A 17,912-nucleotide genomic window follows, 5' to 3' on the forward strand; every position below is an offset into this window, starting at 1 on the left:
AGTTTATATGATCAACTATTTTTGATTACGAGATTGTCCAGAGCGCCATTATTATTTTGTATCAAGCAATATAATATTTCTCGAATGACAAAGAGATCTTCTGGTCAAATTCGGGTTGTCTAAGGAAGGACTTGATGCAATGAATACAAAATTTACAGTGCAAGATCATTTAATTTTACAATCCTACGATGCAGTAGTAGAGGGGTTGGCCAAATATTTGGGGCCTGCTTCGGAAATTGTTCTTCATAGCTTAGAAGATTATCAGCATTCGGTTGTTAAAATCGCCAACGGGCATCATACAGGCAGAGAACTGGGAGCGCCTATCACCAATATAGCTTTGCAAATGCTGCAAGAAATTGAACAAACCAATGGGAAGCAATCGCTCAGCTATTTTACGAGAAGCAAGAATAATCGCCTGATGAAGTCCAGCACAATCGCGATTCGGGGTGATAGCGACAAGATTATCGGCCTGCTTTGCATCAACATGAATATTGACGAATCTTTTGCCGATGTGCTGCAAACCTTCCTGCCGCAACCAGAAATGGATTCAAAGGGGCAGTCCGAGCATTTTGCTTCCTCCGTGGAGGATATGATTCAAGAAACGATTGAACGAACGATTGAAGAGGTCGATGCTTCTCCAGACATCTCTTATGCGAACCGGAACAAGCATATTATCGGCCTGCTGCATGAACGGGGCGTATTCAACCTGAGGGATGCGGTCACCATCGTGGCAAACGCGCTGAAAATCACAAAGCATACGGTTTATCTGCATTTGCGCAATATCACTTCCAAAAGCGAAAAAGCAACGAAATAGAGATAGAATGAACGAAGATCATAGCAGGATTAGCGACCGGTTTTTCAATTAAGCCCGGTCGCTGTTTTTTTGCGGACAACATCTGTTATAAGGCCAGCCTCCCCTTCAGGGAAAGATGCATGTAAACTTTCCCAATCAACTTTCAACAGATTCCATTCGTGTTTAGTCCCCTTTGGATCAAGAGATTCCTTTCATTTAAGCTCCGGAACACTGCGGGTATCGGCTCGCGAGATTGTACGCAGTCATGCTCATCGCAAAAAAGACCGTGTAAGGCTGTTTGCGATAAGCATGATTCTTCCAAAATCATAACTGTCAATCTGTATGGATCTATCTTAAATGGAAAGTCTGGGGCAAGTAGGACACTCGCTTCACGTTTTCCTCATCTGATTCAGTTCTGAATGGTTCTGACATGTCTGAATCAGCACGTTCAAAATGCTCAGGATAGCCATACTCGCCATGCTCACTTATATCCAAGCCGATACATTCTTGCTCCGCTTGAACGCGCAAGCCGACCAACCGTTTCCCTGCATACAGCAGAACATAAGAACTGACAAATGCGAATCCGCCCGCAGCCAGAATTCCATAGGCCTGCACCCATAGCTGATGCAGACTGCCAGTATCCAGCCAACCTCCTTGGCCTACACCAACCTTCTCCGCCAATGCCGAAGTGGCGAATATCCCATTAGATAGTGTCCCCCATATCCCTGCCACCCCATGTACCGACAAGGCTGAGACTGGGTCATCAATTCGAAGCCGCTCGAACCAGAGCGCACTGTAATACACTAGAATACCAGCCACCAAACCAATTACGATTGCCGCCCAAGGCTCCACGAATGCACACGAAGCTGTGATCGCAACCAAGCCAGCCAGCATTCCATTCAATATGGTAGGCACATCTGCTCTGCCGCTGCGCAGCCAACTGATCGCAAGCGCCGCTACAGCTCCTGCCGAAGCTCCAAGCTGTGTGTTCATGGCAACATATCCGAAAAAGCCATCTCCAACCGACAACGTACTACCTGCATTGAAACCAAACCATCCCACCCACAATAAAAGCACACCGAGCGTTATATATACTTGGTTGTGTCCTTTAATTTTCCTAGATGAACCGTCTGGATGGTATTTGTTCATGCGCGGCTTCAGCAGCAATGTCGCTGCCATCGCTGCCATAGCCCCCGTCAGATGAACTACCGTAGAACCGGCAAAATCCTGCTTGCCGTGCATCGCAAGCCAGCCGCCTCCCCATATCCAGTGAGCAATAACTGGGTAAATAAATGCTGTGAACAGAATCGTAAACCAAATGTAGGCGGACAATCGCGCACGCTCAGCAAATCCGCCCCACACGATAGAGAGTGATACAGCAGCAAAGGCCAATTGGAAGGTAAAAAATACGGAAGGCGGCAAACCTGCAGAGGCTGCTGGAGCAAAAAAGAAATCACCCCAACCTATAAACGCATTCCCATTGATGCCAAAAATCAAACCATAGCCGACTGCCCAAAATATAAGGGAGCCAAGCCCAACCGTAACAACCGTCTTTGCGGCAATATGACCCGCATTTTTCATACGCGCGGATCCCGCTTCCAGCAGGATGAATCCAGCTTGCATAAGCAGCACCAAAATAGCCGACAGCATGATCCACAACGCGTTCAATCCAGATTCTAATGATTGCACAGAAGCCTCTCCGGCAGCGTTGACAGCTCCCGGAATGAGGTTAAAACATGCAAATCCAATACCAAGTAAACCTGCCCCCATACGGAGACGCCTGCCAGCACTCCGATTGAGGTTCTTGTCTCTGTACTCCCACATTTCCTCCACACTCCTCATTCATTAATGTTAGTTTATATAACATTAAAACTTATTATTAGAGGAATTATATAAAGGTAAATTGTGCAAATCAATGGGTTCTGTTATAAAATCCATGAATTGCGTCAAGTTATACAAATCTGATGTAATATAATCTCACATATAGTATTCATAAAAATGGTGATAAATAAAAAAGACTGCAGAATATATTCTGCAGTCTAAGTCTTACATTCTCGCTTCATTTGGCTTGGATTGTTTAATCTAATGCAGCACTATTTCTTAGTTTACTCGGCTTGTTCAAAAAACTTGGCAATCGGATTTTCAACATGCTTTTCTTTATAAATAGAACCATCAACCTTTTTCACAATATGCTGCTGAAAATTGCTTGTAACCGACAAGCTCTGAAAACCAATTCCCGTCAGCAACTGTTCTGCCGACTCCTGCTTCATATGATCATCTGTCCAGAAATAATGCACCACAAGACGATCCTTATTGTACGGATGCTTAATTCCGTATCCACCCAGCAGTCCTTGTTTGTTCATGACTTCTTTCCAAGGGAAGCCCGCTTGTTCAGCCTTCGCAATTATAGCCGGCTTTAATGCTTGAATAAATGAATTGGACTTCGGATTACCAATTACAATGACATTGCTCTTGGCCAGAGAAGTCTCCAACTGTTTTTTCACAGCCTGCTTCTCGCTCAAGAACACAGGTTTAACGCCGCCCATGTTCAACACATTGGAAATATTCTCGAAAAATTGCTCTTGCTGCTTTTTCGCTTCTGCGCTTACAGGACTGCTGTATATGATCGCCAGCGGTTCTCCATGCATCGCCTTGCTAAGCACTTTGTACATTGTCTCTTTCGGCAAACTAGGATAGGATCGATCAATTCCATCATACATTTCTAAAATCGACAACCGCATATACTCCGCCATTTCAGCTTCTGTCATCTGGAATTCCGGCTTAAGTTCAAAATTTGGCTTATTGAGATTATCATCCATTCGGTCACGCACAGCTTTGCCAAGCTGATCCTCGATCGTTTGAAGCAAACCCGCTACTGTTGCGTTGCGATACGCATAGCGATTAAAATATTCCCTCATAAAGGCATCGAACTTTTCTTGCCCAACCGTACGGTACAATTCATAAATCGCAAGGCGACCTTTTTTATAGTACAGCGCATCTGGGGAATCTCCAGCCTTGTCATTCGGGGAATTAATTGCCCGATCCAATGAGAACGTCACAATGCGGGCACTATCAAATCCATTCATCTTGTCGCCCTGGGCATCATAGTAATACACCTTGGAAAAATCAGCAAACCCTTCATCCAAGAACGACTCGGTTTCAGAATCGTTGCCGATAATGGAATGGAACCATTGATGCGCAATCTCATGAACAAAGACAGAATCCTTTTCAGGAACAGCATTTGGACTTACCCGCCCCATTTGGATAAGGCGTGCAAACTCAACCGCAACCCCTTCTACATGGGATTCTACGATCCGAAAATCCGGATACTCATATTTGCCGAATTTATCCCCAAAAAACGCGATAACTTTAAACGCCTCGTCAATATACTTATTGATTACCGCAGTCTTTGCTGGGTCATTGTTATCATTGTAATATACATATTCAATGGTTAAGCCGTTTTTTGTTTTGCTTGCTTTATGGAATTTCTCACTGGAGAAGAACACGAGCTCGCGTGTCTTGTCCGACTTCGTGGTTACAATTTTGCGGCCAGCCTCAGCAGGCTTCTCCGACATCTGTCCGGGCATGGCTACTTGCAGCTTTTCCGGAACATTCAATGCAACTTGATAGTCGGCCACCTCATAGTAATCTGTTTCAAATGTCGTGCTGTATGGCGTCTTGTTCCATTTGTGCGATGCTTCATCATACACAGACATTACCGGGAACCAATGTGCCCCATTAATGATGTCTTTATAATACGAGAGCCGCTGCGAGCCGAATGGGATCTTTGTCTTGTATTCAAGCTCCAATGTTACTTCCTCATCCTTGCTTAATGCCTTAGTCAATTGAACGGTCAGTGCCTGCTTTTCATTTTTGGTAGCGAGAGTCGTCCCGGACGAAGCGTCCTTTACGCTGATGATGTCAATGCCGCCAAGGAAATCCTCAGGCTTCTTATCTGGGTATTCTTTTGCAATTTCCTTGTTTTTACTAACGAACATGCCTGATTGTGTATCCTTCGAGCGGTTGGCATCCGCGAACAGCCGGAATACAACATCATTCAACTTGTCCTTGGACATATTGCGATATTTCACTGTCTGCTTGCCTGTAATCGTCATATCGTCCGTATTCAGCTTCGCTTGTATATCATATTGAATATGTGGAATCTCGCTTTGTTGAGATCGTGTTCCTGCCGTGGAAAGCGTCTTGCCTTGATCTTCCGCAGAAACCTGCGCATAGACTGTACCACCAGATGTCAACGGAGCTGCAAGCAGTGTAAATGCCATCGCACATGCTACCGTTGTATGTAGCAATTGTCTCCCTGTAAGCTTCATTCGTCCAATCACTTCTTTCTCCCTTTTGTTTCATCACATGATGATACATTCAATTATAGTGCACGTTGACCATTGAATCGTTCGATTTTCCTTATCATTGCCTTACATTATTGTCATGTTGGTTAATGATAAGATAGATAGTCTTGCAGAAAAAAGAAGGCACCCGTCTATGACGAGTGCCCTCTCTATATGAAGGATGCCTCTAACAAGCCCCTTATTTTTGCGAATCTTCTTGTGGAGCAGCTTGTGCAATAGAGCGAGTACGAATCTCTTCCTGTAGCAATGCAACTACTTCTGCTACCGGCTTCATGCCAAGGTCGCCTTCTCCGCGCTTACGAACGGATACTGCGCCGTTGTTCTTCTCATTCTCCCCTACGACGAGCATGTAAGGGATTTTCTCTAACTGTGCCTCACGAATCTTGTAGCCAAGCTTCTCATTGCGCACATCTGCTTCAGCGCGGATACCTGCATCACGCAGGGATTCCGTTACTTCCTTGGCGTACTCTTCGTAGTTTGGCGATACCGGAATGACCTTCGCTTGAACTGGAGAGAGCCAAAGCGGCAACGCTCCTGCGAAGTTCTCCAGCAAGAATGCAGTCATGCGCTCCATCGTACTGATGATGCCGCGGTGGATAACGACAGGACGGTGCTTTTGACCGTCATCGCCGACATATTCCAGCTCGAAGCGTTCAGGAAGCAAGAAGTCCAACTGTGCAGTAGACAATGTCTCTTCCTTGCCAAGCGCTGTTTTAATTTGTACGTCCAGCTTCGGTCCGTAGAATGCTGCTTCACCTTCAGCCTCGTAGAATGGAAGACCCAATTCTTCAACAACCTCACGCAGCATGCGTTGAGACATTTCCCACATATGGTCGTCTGGGAAGTACTTCTCTGTGTCCTGCGGATCGCGATAAGACAAGCGGAAGCGGTAATCCTTAATTCCGAAATCATCATATACGCGACGGATCAAATTAATAACTCGCGCGAATTCTTCCTTGATTTGATCCGGACGGCAGAAGATATGCGCATCGTTCAATGTCATGGCACGAACACGGTGCAAACCAGTCAGCGCCCCTGACATTTCATAGCGATGCATCGTGCCCAGTTCTGCAATACGAATTGGCAATTCGCGATAACTGCGCATGTCAGACTTGTATACCATCATATGGTGCGGACAGTTCATTGGACGAAGAACAAGCTCTTCGTTATCCATTACCATTGTCGGGAACATATCCTCCTGGTAATGCTCCCAATGACCGGATGTTTTGTACAATTCCACGTTTGCAAGCACCGGTGTATATACGTGGCTGTATCCCAAGCGCTCTTCTATATCCACGATATAACGCTCCATTGTACGACGCAGCGTTGCACCATTCGGCAGCCAGAGCGGCAAGCCTTGTCCAACTTTTTGCGAGAAGGAGAAGATTTTCAGCTCTTTACCCAATTTGCGGTGATCGCGCTTTTTCGCTTCTTCCAGGAAGTGCAAGTATTCATCAAGCTGTGACTTCTTCGCGAAGGCTGTACCATAAATGCGCTGCAGCATCTTGTTGTCCGAGTTGCCGCGCCAGTAAGCACCCGCCAAATTCAGAAGCTTGAATACCTTCAGCTTGCCTGTGGATGGTACGTGAGGTCCGCGGCACAAATCGAAAAATTCACCTTGGTCATAAATTGTGATCACGGAATCTTCCGGCAAATCACGAATAAGTTCAAGCTTCAATTCATCGCCAATCTCTGTGTAGATGCGAAGCGCCTCTTCACGGGATACTTCACGGCGTTGAATTGGCAAGTTCTCATTCACGATACGCTGCATTTCCTTCTCGATCTTCGGCAGATCTTCTGGAGTCAACGAGATATCAAGGTCGATATCGTAGTAGTATCCATCCTCAATAACTGGCCCGATACCGAGCTTCACATTCGCGTCCTTATATAGGCGCTTGATCGCTTGTGCTGTTAAGTGCGCCGTACTGTGACGAAGCACTTCAAGCCCCTCTTCTGAATCAGCAGTTACAATTTCTATCTTGGCATCTTCCTGAATTGGCGTGTACAGGTCAACAACCTTGCCATTCAGTTTTCCTGCGAGTGCAGCCTTTTTCAAGCCGCTGCTAATCGAACCCGCTACATCTTCGATTGTAGTGCCTTGTTCGTATTCACGAACAGCACCGTCTGGAAATGTTACTTTTACGTTAGACATTTGCGATTCCTCCCAGTAAATATAAGCCTTATAAAAATAAAAAACACCCGCCCTGGAAAGGGACGAGTGTTATTGTTGACGTTAATTAACCCGTGGTTCCACCCTCATTCAACTGCTGACCAACCAATTACGAATGCATTATCGTATGCTGAAATATCGCCTCTGCGATACATCCTCACTCTTTCTTGCACCACAGCAGTCCTTGAGCATTCGGTAACGGGAATGATTCGTTGGATGATACTACCGAGTAGCCTCGTATTCCCATCCAAAGCTCGAAAGTGGTAAATAAACAGCGTATGCCGAAGGGACTTGCAGCCTTGATCCCTCTCTCTGAACGGTTCCGTCCGTTATTCATGTCTTTGTCATCGCATAGTGTATGCTATTGATTACTCAATACCGCATATTATATGCGATCTTCGCAAGGTGGTCAAGTTATTCCGATTGCCTTCAGACGAGAATGCCGCAGAGATAAGCTTGGACTGTCCCTCCTGCACATCTTATGTACAAGAGTCTCGCGAATGCCAACCGTCCCCGCCTAGCGCAGCATGACAGGAATTGCACAGTACACATACATGCACCCTTGACTCGAATATTTGCTGAATCGTTTTAATGACCTGCGAATCCGGCTCCCTCGTGTGAATGATAATGTTTTGTGGGGATACATTGATGAGCGTGCTCACAATCATATCCTCCATCTCCATATCATAATCGATCATTTCCACGACCATGCCATTCATCACATGCTTGGGCTCAAGCGGCTGAAGATCTTCGTCTAGGAGTGTAAACTCATGTCCGCCCTTGTGCATCAAGTGGGCGAGCGGGATTTTCGTCTCCTGAATGAATACGAAGTATTTCAATAGTCCAATGAACTCTTGATACTGCCGCTCAAGCACATATTCATCAATGGCATAATCGACCACTTCACGCAGCTCAGACAAATAATGACGCAAGCGGAACTGAATGAACCCTTCAACGTTAAGATCTGTATGATCCTCCAAATAACGACGCAATGCCCGAGTTAACTTGCCCTTGCGTCTCCGCCTGGACTCACTTGACCCCGATTCATCCCCGCCATTGAGCAACTGCTGGCAGTACTCCTCAATTTTTCGACGTTCCACCTCATTGTATTTCGAATCCTTTTCAATTAATGAAGCAAGAAGCAGCCTCTCTTTATGAGACAAAATAAATTCCGCTACCGCCTTAGCAGCCTTATTCCATACATCTTGTCCTTGTGTAGAAAGTTGAAAACCAGGCAAGATGCCCCGGCAAGTAATCCAAGCCGTCTGCCCTTCAGACCATTGTTGGAATTCCACGCCATTCGGCTGTTTATGTAAATCGCTCAGCTCCTGCTGCAGCAAGTCGGTCAACGTTACTGCGTCATATTCGGATCGCAGCGGCAACGAGATCGTGAATAACTCCATGAGCCCACTCCTTTCTGTTCCTTCTTAAGTATATGGGGTCATGAATGGAGATATACGAAGACGAATCTGGAAAACAGAGGACGATCGCAATCCTTATGAAAACACGATCAAAAATAAAAAAGCACCTGCTGCCTTCCAAGTGGAAGGCCTAACAGGTGCTCCGTTCTATTTTATAGTTGACGCCTAATTTTGCATGACAAAATCTTTGGTTACCGTTGCATGCTCATCATCAAACACGCGCAAAATATTGTATGTCGTATCACGCTGCGCAGGAATCTTCCCCGCCTCGCGAATAAGCTGCAGTGTGCTTCCAATATTGACCTTATGCGTTGCACCGGCAGCTGATACGACATTCTCCTCAATCATCGTGCTGCCGAAGTCATTGCAGCCGAAGCTGAGTGTCTTCTTGCCAATTTCCGGCCCCATCGTTACCCACGATGCTTGGAAATTCGGAATATTATCCAAGAACAGGCGGCTGATTGCAAGGGTCTTCAAATATTCCTCAGGCGATACACGCTCTGCCTTCATATTCGTATTATCCGGTTGGAATGTCCACGGAATGAACGCAAGGAAACCCTTGGAAGGATAGCCGTTCTGCATGCATTCATCTTGGGCCGTGCGAATACGCTCCAAGTGAAGCGCACGCTCTTCAAGCAACTCTCCGAAGCCAATAACCATTGTGCCTGTTGTGTTCATGCCGACCTTATGAGCCGTTTGCATTACATCCATCCAATCACGCCAAGAGCCTTTCAGGCGGCTGATCTTCCGGCGAGTGCGGTCATCCAATATTTCAGCGCCGCCGCCTGGCAGCGAATCGAGACCTGCTTCATGGATTTGACGGATCACTTCTTCCAAAGACAATCCGCCTGACACTTCCTTCATCTTCATAATTTCTGCAGGAGAGAAGGAATGCATCGTAATATTCGGGAACCGCTTCTTAATTTCTCGAAGCAGATTCGTATAGTAGCTGAACGGAAGCTCTGGATTTGTGCCGCCTTGCATCAAAATTTCCGTACCTTCTACATCTATCGTTTCCTGAATTTTTTGAAATATAACCTCATCTGGGAGCACATATCCTTCTTTCGAGCCAGGGGCACGATAAAAGGCGCAAAATCTGCAATACGTATCACAGATGTTCGTATAGTTGACATTACGCCCAATTACAAATGTAGCAATCGGATCCGGATGCCATTTCTTCATGATTTGGTCGGCTGCTGCCCCCATTTTCTCGATCTGATCAGATTCGAACAAGGTCACGCATTCGTCTGTATTGATTCGTTCGCCACGAAGCGCTTTGTCCAAAATGCGGTCTATCGGTGACATCGTCACAGTCACTTCCCCTCTCAAAATGCCTTAATGCTCGTATATAAAGCGAAGTAGCCCTGCGCATGGCAGGGTTGAATTGTAAGGATTATTGCATACGCCGCTTCAGCATCAATGCTGTCCATTGTATCGGTCCAAAGAAGCAGCTTCACTAAATAATCGTAACATAACTTGCCCATAAAAAACAGCACCCTCCCAAGAGAAGGGTGCTGGTAGATTGGATCATGATAACAACGCCTGCTCCAGATCGGCAATCAGATCCTCGACATGTTCAAGGCCTACAGAGAAGCGAAGCAACCCGTCCGTAATCCCGCGCTGCAGGCGGACGTCACGCGGCATAGCTGCGTGAGACATCATTGCAGGGTAAGACAGGATGCTTTCAACTGCACCAAGACTAACTGCAACAAGCGGGATTGACACTTTATTCAACACTTTCATCGCCCGCTCATCTGAACCAACATCGAACGACACCACTGCTCCGTATCCTTGAGACTGCTTCTCATGCACTTCACGGCGAGGGTGATTCGCCAAGCCTGGGTAATAAACGGCAGCAATATCCGATCGTTCGCTTAGCCACTGAGCAAGACGACGGGCACTTTGCTCACTATGATTCATACGCGCTTCCAATGTCTTCATTCCACGCATCAGCAGCCAGCTGTCCTGTACGCCAAGCACGGTGCCCAGTCCATTTTGCAGTTGCTTCACACGGCGACCCAAGCTCTCATTCGCTGTAACGGCCAGACCTGCGAGCACATCGCTGTGCCCGCCCAAGAACTTGGTCGCACTATGTAGAACCAGATCAACCCCCAGCTCGATCGGGCGCTGGTGATATGGAGTCATAAAGGTATTATCAAGCATCGTAAGCAGTCCATGCTCCTTCGCCCATACTGTAATCTCTGCAATATCCGTAATTTTAAGCGTAGGATTGGACGGCGTCTCTAAATAGACAGCTTTCGTATTCGGACGAAGTGCTGCCTTCACCTGCTCCATATCGGTCATATCCACGAAGGTAGATTCAATGTTCAAACGATTTAAAATTGCAGTCAACAGTCGATAAGTCCCGCCATATACGTCTTCCGTTACGATGACATGATCGCCTGCTGACAGTAAAAGAAACGTTGAAGAGATAGCCGCCATTCCTGATGCGAAGGCGAAGCCATTTGTCCCGCCTTCCAGCAGAGTGATATATTGCTCCAATGCCTCACGTGTCGGATTTCCTGAACGGGAGTAGTCAAATTGAGGAGGGTTGTAGATATCCTCATGATGGAACGTCGTTGCTTGATAGATCGGCACACTTGAAGCTCCCGTTCCAGCGTCGATTTCGCCGCCAAAATGGATCAACTTCGTCGCAAAACGTCGCGATTGCTTGCCAGCATGGTCATCCGATGATTGAATCGAATTGTGTTCACTCATGTCCCTTATCCTCCACTTCTACTCTAGCCGCTTGAATCGCTTGCTCCAAATCGGCAATCAGATCCTCAACATGCTCAATTCCAACCGAGAATCGGAGCAGTCGATCATCAACACCAATCTGATCCCGAATTTCCTGCGGAATGTCCGCATGAGTCTGTACCGCCGGATACGTCATGAGCGACTCTACTCCACCCAAGCTTTCCGCGAAGGCGATTAACTTCAGGTGGCGCAAAATCGGTTCTACATAGGCAGCATTCTTCAAACGGAAGGAGAAAATCCCTGTATTTCCTGTTGATTGACGCCGCTGTATTTCGTATCCTGGATGCTGTTCAAGCGCAGGATAATATACAGTATCTATAGCAGGGTGTTCCAAAAGCCAATTTGCAATCCTAATCGCATTATATTGATGCCGTTCCATGCGCAAAGCGAGTGTCTTCATGCCGCGCATCAATTGATAGGAGTCTGACGGGCTCAGCACAGCGCCAATCGAATTGTGCAGGAAGGCGATTTCCTCCGATAACTGCTTGCCTTTTGTCACGATGAGACCAGCGAGAACATCATTGTGCCCTCCTAAATACTTCGTTGCGCTATGAACAACAATATCTGCACCGAGCTCAATCGGGCGCTGGAAAAATGGTGTTAGCAGTGTATTATCAACGATAGTAAGAATACCATGCACTTTTGCCCATGACGCTACCTTCTCAATATCTGTAATCATCATCAGCGGGTTGGTAGGCGTCTCTATGAAAACAGCCTTGGTCCGCGGTGTACGAACAGACTCAAGCGCATCGAAGTCATTCGTATCTACATAGGAAGCCGTAACGCCGAAGCGAGACATAATCCGCTCCAGCAGACGATATGTTCCGCCATACAGATCCAAGGAGACGATCAGATGATCACCTTGACCGAACATCGCAAACAATGTCTGCAAGGCAGCCATCCCCGAGCTGCAAGCAAATCCTGCATCCCCTTGCTCCAATCCTGCAGCCGCTTCCTCAAGCACGCTCCGCGTAGGGCTCTTCGTTCGAATATAATCAAACCCTGTGCTTTGGCCAAGTCTCGGATGCCTAAATGCGGTCGCTTGATAAATAGGGAAATTAATAGCTCCAGTCTTCGGTTCATGAACCGATCCAATTTGAGCTAGCTGACTTTCGATGCGGTAGTTCTCTTCATTACGTTCGATCATAATTCATGAGCTCCTTCCTTGCGCGGTACGGCTTTGCCCAATTCGTAAGGTGTTTCTTGGTATACGTAGTAGTTCAGCCAATTGGAGAAAAGAAGGCTAGCATGTGCACGCCAAGTGGAGTACGGCTTGCGGGACGGATCGTTGTTCGGGAAATAGTTTTTCGGAATGTCCATCTCCATCCCTTTGGCGATATCGCGGTCATACTCCCATTTCAGGGTACAGGGATCATATTCGGAATGGCCGGTCACAAAAATTTGCTTTCCATCATGTGTCGCAACCAAATACACACCTGCTTCTTCCGATTCCGCTAATATTTCTAACTCGGAAGCCTTCTCGACATCCTCTTTCCGCACCTCTGTATGGCGGGATTGCGGGACAAGGAACATCTCATCAAAACCTCGTGTCAGATTCACATTTTCCTTGGTCAGCACGTGCTCATAGACACCGAATATTTTCTGATCAAGCCCATATTTCGGGATGCCATAGTGATGGTAGAGACCCGCTTGGGATGCCCAGCAAATATGGAACGTAGAAGTAACGTTTTCCTTGGACCAATCCATGATGCGGCACAGCTCTTCCCAATAGTTTACCTCTTCGAACTTCATCTGTTCGACAGGCGCTCCCGTAATAATCATGCCGTCAAACTGCTCTCCCTCGATATCTTCAAACGTTTTGTAGAAGGAAGATAAATGCTGAGCAGATGTATTTTTGGATGTATGGCTCGCTGGATGAAGAAGCGTCACCTCGACTTGCAATGGCGTATTGCCCACCAATCGGAGCAATTGGGTTTCCGTCGTTTCTTTCGTCGGCATCAAGTTGAGAATGATGATTCGCAGCGGACGAATGTCCTGATGATAGGCTCTCGTTTCGTCCATGACGAAAATATTCTCCTGGGTCAATATTTCTTTGGCCGGCAAATGATCCGGAATTTTAATCGGCATGACGCTCTCCCCCTCGAAATTGGATAATGTACTCGGTGATGGCTAACATAATGCATAGAGCCATTCCGCAACTCGGCCTGCCTTGCATTAGCTGACTAATTGGAGGACGCAAAAAAGACCTTCCTCGACTTGAGAAAGGTCATGCTGTACGTTCCCATGAGCCTCTCTCATCTGTCAGTAACGACTTCCATCGTCCTGCAAGAATTAGCACCGTGCGTCACACGTAATATACGTGTGCATTGCCGGTTGCCGGGCTTCATCGGGCTTGTCCCTCCACCTACTCTTGATAAGATTGCTTATATGAATATTCATTTGATTTGGCCTTGGTAATAATGTACGGCAAAGAGAAGCTGTTCGTCAAGAGGGTGAACACAACAAAAAAAATCACCATTCAAACACCATCGCATAGGCTAATTACTGACGAATTCCGCCAATGGATTTAGTCTTGAAAGGATCAAGTACGAGCGTTATACTTAACAAGGTGCGTCAAAGCCTTAACCATCTATGATTAGCTGGGAGCTCATGGTTCCCTAACGAGACGCATGGTGCATAATGCCACGTACAATTATTCAAGTTGAGGTGAGTTCGGATGGATGGCGACCCGAGGTCGTTCCGTAGTACGTACGTACAACCGAATATAACGATTCGACAGGCAGCGGCAAGTTCGCAGTCCTCTGTCGGGACTCGTGCCTCCGAAGAGAACCTAGCTCAGCATTGTGCCTAGGCTTATATCACGTGCGCGAACGACGGACTGCGCATGCTGCACCAGCCTTGTTCGAATCGTCTGCTAACATTAGACGATGCGCATGTCGCAATGGCGACAGCGCCAAGGAGTGAGTGCAATGAAAATCCGTCTGGTCAATGAGGGCGTCTTCACGACTGAGGAAGATATCAATGTCACCTTAACACCGCCAGAGAACGGCTTTTACTGGATCGATGCTGACGTTGAGGATCTAGCTATTCTACAACCGTTGTTCCACATGCATGATTTAGCTGTAGAGGACTGTATGAGTGAAGAAGAACAGCGCCCCAAAATTGAGATTTATGAAGGTCACTACTTCATCGTGTTCAACAGCATCCGTTTTGACGATGAAGAGATCTTTTTACGCTCATTGAACATTTTCCTCGGCAAGCATTTCATTATTACTGTAACGAAGCAGAAGATTAATGAGCTCCGCATGGTGAAGCCCGTATTGTGGGAGCAGCAAGCAAGCACACCAGACCTTATGCTTTACCTGCTCATTGACTTGGTCGTAGACAACTACTTCACGGTAGCGGATCGTATTGAAGCGAAGATCGACAAGCTTGAGGAAGAGCTCATTATGAGCACAAAGAAAGAACATCTGAATGAAATCATAAGTTTGCGCAGTGAAATTCTATGGCTGAAGAAGGGGCTTGGCCCTCAAAAAGAGGTACTTCTTGTCCTGTACCGCAAGGAATTGCGCTTGATCGGCGACGACCTGCAGAAGTACTTCCAGGATATTTATGAAAATGCCGTCAAGGTATCAGAGACATTCGAAACATTCCGCGACCTTATGGGAAACTTGCGGGAATCGTATCAGCTTAGCATAGCCAATCGCGCGAACGATATTATGAGAGTCTTCACAGCCATTACAACCATATTCATGCCGCTAACACTCATTACAGGTATTTACGGCATGAACTTCGGATATATTCCGATTATGGACTGGGAGTATGGCTCCCTGTATATGATCGGATTCATGCTTGCATTAGGTATTTTTATGTTCTACTTATTCCGCAAAAAAGATTGGATCTAACAACTGGCGAGGGTGATTCCAAAGTCATGAACGATGGCTTTGGAATCACCCCTTATTTGTTCTATGCATCGATATTCTCATTTTCCTAGCAAAGCAGTTAACTATACTTAGTGTTCATGCAGCCTATCTCATTATCAATGGACTGTTGCGCTGCCAAGATGGTAAGGCAAACCGGAAAGCTCTACGAAATGATTTGCTTTCCCTTCGATAACGACTTTTACAGGAGCCACAACAGGCATTCTGCCGTCAGGAAACCAAGGACGAGTCATATCAATCAGGATGAACAATCCTTCTTCGTCACCCACTCCAGCAAATTGCTTGCCATCACCTCGCCATACCTGTAAGGAAAAATCTTCACAAATGCGCGCAAGTCCTTTCTCAAATTGGTAGAGTGGTAGACCTATTTCGCTAATTCTAATCATGCTGTGCGCTCCAAAAGGAGACTGTGCCGCATTTTGCAGTGCGTGATGCGCTATAAATTCAACTAAGTTGCCTTGAGGATCATAAAAGTAAGAGGCCGTTGCGTTCCAATCTTCAAAAAAATACTGGTTTTTAATATCTTTCGTGTACAAGGAAATACCTTTACGCTGAACCCATTGTCCTGCCTCTTCGAGTTGGTTCGCTGGAATCGTAAATGCAAAATGATAAAATCCCTTACTGGAAAAGGATTGCTGGAAGATTAGCCGCGATTGTCCAGCTTGCACAGTGAACGACTCTGTTGTTTCTTCCTCAATCGGGAATTCCAACACCACACTATAAAACTGCTTCATTTCATGGAGACGATCCGTCTGCAATGTGATTTCCGCAATCCGCATGCATTCACCCTCCCTCTCATGTTTCCTATCACAATCGATCTATGTTCCAGTTGTTATAAAAAAAGCATATCACTACATTTGAGTACGTGTACCAGTCGATCCATCATGGTTCTGTTGCAAGCGAGACAAGTGATTCATTCCCCAATCCTGGAGCGATTGCAGGATCGGAATAATACTTTGTCCATATTCCGTAAGCGAGTATTCTACTCGCGGCGGTACTTCAGGGTATATTTCCCGACTAACAACCCCATGCTCTTCAAGCTCTCGCAAGTGAGCTGTCAACATTTTCTGCGTTATTTCCGGTATGAATCGTCGTAGTTCATTAAAGCGCACGGAATCAGACTGCGACAATCGATATAAGATTCTCGGTTTCCATTTCCCCGTAATAACATCTATAGCGGAATTGGCTCCGGGACACTCCCCTTTTGTTTCCAAAATCACAATTCCTTCCCATCAATGGTATCCTCAACAATACTATACCACTTTATAGTGCCTACTTTTCAATTTCCTCAAGAGACATCATAATTCGAATTGCAACGAACAGAATCCAGTGCATAGTTTCAACTAAATCATATGAGGTGAAATGGGATTGAAGAAGAACATCTCGCGAAATAGCAAGAGCCATTCCGGTATCGAGATCGGGGTGTATACATTTGGGGACGTCATTCAAGATCCGCTGACCGAACGCGTCATCAGCCCGCGACAACGTCTTGAGGAGATTGTAGCCGCGACCAAGTTAGCTGACGAGGTGGGCCTCGATGTGTTCGGCGTCGGCGAACACCATAGGCTGGATTTTGCTGTATCCGCTACACCGGTGGTCTTGGGGGCAATTGCCTCCGTCACCGAGCAAATTCGGTTGACGAGCGCAACCATGGTGCTCGGCAGTTCAGATCCTGTGCTCGTGTTCGAAGATAACGCCACGCTTGATTTACTTTCGAACGGACGGGCCGAAATTATCGCCGGTTGAGGAGCGCTCGTCGAATCGTTTCCTTTGTTCGGCTACGATCAGGCAGACTACGAAAAATTGTTCGCAGAGAAAATTGAACTGCTGCTTCAACTTAACGACAAAGAACGCATTACTTGGAACGGCAGACTTCACAAGCCTCTTAACGATGCCGAAATAGCACCGCGTCCAGTGCAGCAGGCACTGCCCATTTGGGTCGGCGTTGGCGGTTCGCCAGAAAGTGCCGAACGTGCCGGAACATTGGGAGCGAATATGGCACTTGCGATATTAGGGGGCGAATACGCCAAATTCAAGCCGCTGGTGGAAATATATCGAGAAGCAGGGGTAAAGGCTGGCCACAACCCGCAAACTCTCCAAATCGCCGTAACAGATCACAGTTACGTCGCCAAGACCTCACAGCAGGCAAGAGATGAATTCTATCCTTATTTCGCGAATTACTGCAAGCACTTCATGCGACGCAGCGGCCGCGAGTCCATCATAACCCTTGGCGACTTCGAGCAACTTGCCGCTCCAAATCATGGCCTCTTTGTAGGAAGCCCACAAGAAATCACCGAGAAGATACTCCATCAGCATGAATTGTTCGGCCATAACCGTTTTATTGCCCAGATAGATATCGGCGGCCTCCCTTTCTCACAAGTCGCTGCAGCCATCGAACTGTTGGCCGCTGAGGTGGCACCCGCCATTCGCCGAGCAACCACGCATATCCACCAATGAATCGGAACTATATAAAATACATCCACCCCGTTCCATGTTAAATTG

13 protein-coding genes, 1 pseudogene and 1 riboswitch are annotated in these 17,912 nt (G+C 46.7%); of the genes and pseudogenes, 3 read left to right on the top strand and 11 right to left on the bottom strand.

Features of this window, described 5'->3' with window-relative positions; genetic code table 11:
* Window positions 1–139: 139 nt before the first annotated feature.
* Window positions 140–814, top strand: a complete 675-nt coding sequence (locus ACQ5BJ_RS20125) for a helix-turn-helix transcriptional regulator (RefSeq protein WP_268598995.1) — start codon at window positions 140–142, stop codon at window positions 812–814.
* A 327-nt stretch (window positions 815–1,141) separates the two neighbouring features.
* Here the strand turns inward: ACQ5BJ_RS20125 and ACQ5BJ_RS20130 are convergent, their stop codons facing one another.
* From ACQ5BJ_RS20130 to metA, 9 genes are all read right to left on the bottom strand, one after another.
* Window positions 1,142–2,617 carry an ammonium transporter gene (locus tag ACQ5BJ_RS20130; RefSeq protein ID WP_430112116.1) on the bottom strand — a complete coding sequence of 492 codons (1,476 nt, stop codon included), beginning with the start codon at window positions 2,615–2,617 and terminating at the stop codon, window positions 1,142–1,144.
* 281 nt (window positions 2,618–2,898) lie between these two features.
* Window positions 2,899–5,136, bottom strand: a complete 2,238-nt coding sequence (locus ACQ5BJ_RS20135; RefSeq protein WP_430112118.1) for a M1 family metallopeptidase — start codon at window positions 5,134–5,136, stop codon at window positions 2,899–2,901.
* A 202-nt stretch (window positions 5,137–5,338) separates the two neighbouring features.
* Window positions 5,339–7,312: a threonine--tRNA ligase gene (gene thrS, locus ACQ5BJ_RS20140; RefSeq protein WP_005548475.1), complete on the bottom strand. Its 1,974-nt coding sequence runs from the start codon at window positions 7,310–7,312 to the stop codon at window positions 5,339–5,341.
* A 497-nt stretch (window positions 7,313–7,809) separates the two neighbouring features.
* Window positions 7,810–8,733: a putative sporulation protein YtxC gene (gene ytxC, locus ACQ5BJ_RS20145; RefSeq protein ID WP_005548477.1), complete on the bottom strand. Its 924-nt coding sequence runs from the start codon at window positions 8,731–8,733 to the stop codon at window positions 7,810–7,812.
* A 183-nt stretch (window positions 8,734–8,916) separates the two neighbouring features.
* A complete protein-coding gene (gene mqnC, locus ACQ5BJ_RS20150; RefSeq protein ID WP_430112259.1) occupies window positions 8,917–10,056 on the bottom strand; it encodes a cyclic dehypoxanthinyl futalosine synthase in 1,140 nt (379 codons plus the stop codon).
* A 20-nt stretch (window positions 10,057–10,076) separates the two neighbouring features.
* Complete coding sequence (locus ACQ5BJ_RS20155; protein ID WP_430112119.1) at window positions 10,077–10,235, bottom strand: hypothetical protein; 159 nt, start codon at window positions 10,233–10,235, stop codon at window positions 10,077–10,079.
* A gap of 43 nt (window positions 10,236–10,278) precedes the next feature.
* The gene (locus ACQ5BJ_RS20160) at window positions 10,279–11,469 is read right to left on the bottom strand and encodes a trans-sulfuration enzyme family protein (protein ID WP_005548482.1); all 1,191 of its coding nucleotides are present in this window, start codon (window positions 11,467–11,469) and stop codon (window positions 10,279–10,281) included.
* Window positions 11,462–12,655: an aminotransferase class I/II-fold pyridoxal phosphate-dependent enzyme gene (locus tag ACQ5BJ_RS20165; RefSeq protein ID WP_268598999.1), complete on the bottom strand. Its 1,194-nt coding sequence runs from the start codon at window positions 12,653–12,655 to the stop codon at window positions 11,462–11,464. Before ACQ5BJ_RS20165 ends, ACQ5BJ_RS20160 begins: the two co-directional genes overlap by 8 nt.
* Window positions 12,652–13,596, bottom strand: a complete 945-nt coding sequence (gene metA, locus ACQ5BJ_RS20170; RefSeq protein WP_268599000.1) for a homoserine O-acetyltransferase MetA — start codon at window positions 13,594–13,596, stop codon at window positions 12,652–12,654. Before metA ends, ACQ5BJ_RS20165 begins: the two co-directional genes overlap by 4 nt.
* 164 nt (window positions 13,597–13,760) lie before the next feature.
* A riboswitch (SAM riboswitch) is annotated at window positions 13,761–13,889 on the bottom strand.
* Window positions 13,890–14,438: 549 nt separating this feature from the next.
* Between metA and corA the strand changes: the two genes are divergently transcribed.
* The gene (gene corA, locus ACQ5BJ_RS20175) at window positions 14,439–15,374 is read left to right on the top strand and encodes a magnesium/cobalt transporter CorA (protein WP_005548485.1); all 936 of its coding nucleotides are present in this window, start codon (window positions 14,439–14,441) and stop codon (window positions 15,372–15,374) included.
* 134 nt (window positions 15,375–15,508) lie between these two features.
* On the opposite strand, the gene ACQ5BJ_RS20180 is transcribed toward corA, so the two are convergent.
* Together ACQ5BJ_RS20180 and ACQ5BJ_RS20185 are read right to left on the bottom strand one after the other, a co-directional pair.
* Window positions 15,509–16,189: a VOC family protein gene (locus ACQ5BJ_RS20180; protein ID WP_430112123.1), complete on the bottom strand. Its 681-nt coding sequence runs from the start codon at window positions 16,187–16,189 to the stop codon at window positions 15,509–15,511.
* 72 nt (window positions 16,190–16,261) lie between these two features.
* Window positions 16,262–16,630: a winged helix-turn-helix transcriptional regulator gene (locus tag ACQ5BJ_RS20185; protein ID WP_005548487.1), complete on the bottom strand. Its 369-nt coding sequence runs from the start codon at window positions 16,628–16,630 to the stop codon at window positions 16,262–16,264.
* Between the two features lie 142 nt (window positions 16,631–16,772).
* Between ACQ5BJ_RS20185 and ACQ5BJ_RS20190 the strand changes: the two are divergent.
* Window positions 16,773–17,867: pseudogene (locus ACQ5BJ_RS20190) on the top strand (LLM class flavin-dependent oxidoreductase).
* The last annotated feature ends 45 nt before the right edge of the window (window positions 17,868–17,912 follow it).

It is taken from the genome of Paenibacillus sp. B1-35 (assembly GCF_050474385.1).
In the GTDB taxonomy this organism is placed as follows: domain Bacteria; phylum Bacillota; class Bacilli; order Paenibacillales; family Paenibacillaceae; genus Paenibacillus_B; species Paenibacillus_B alvei.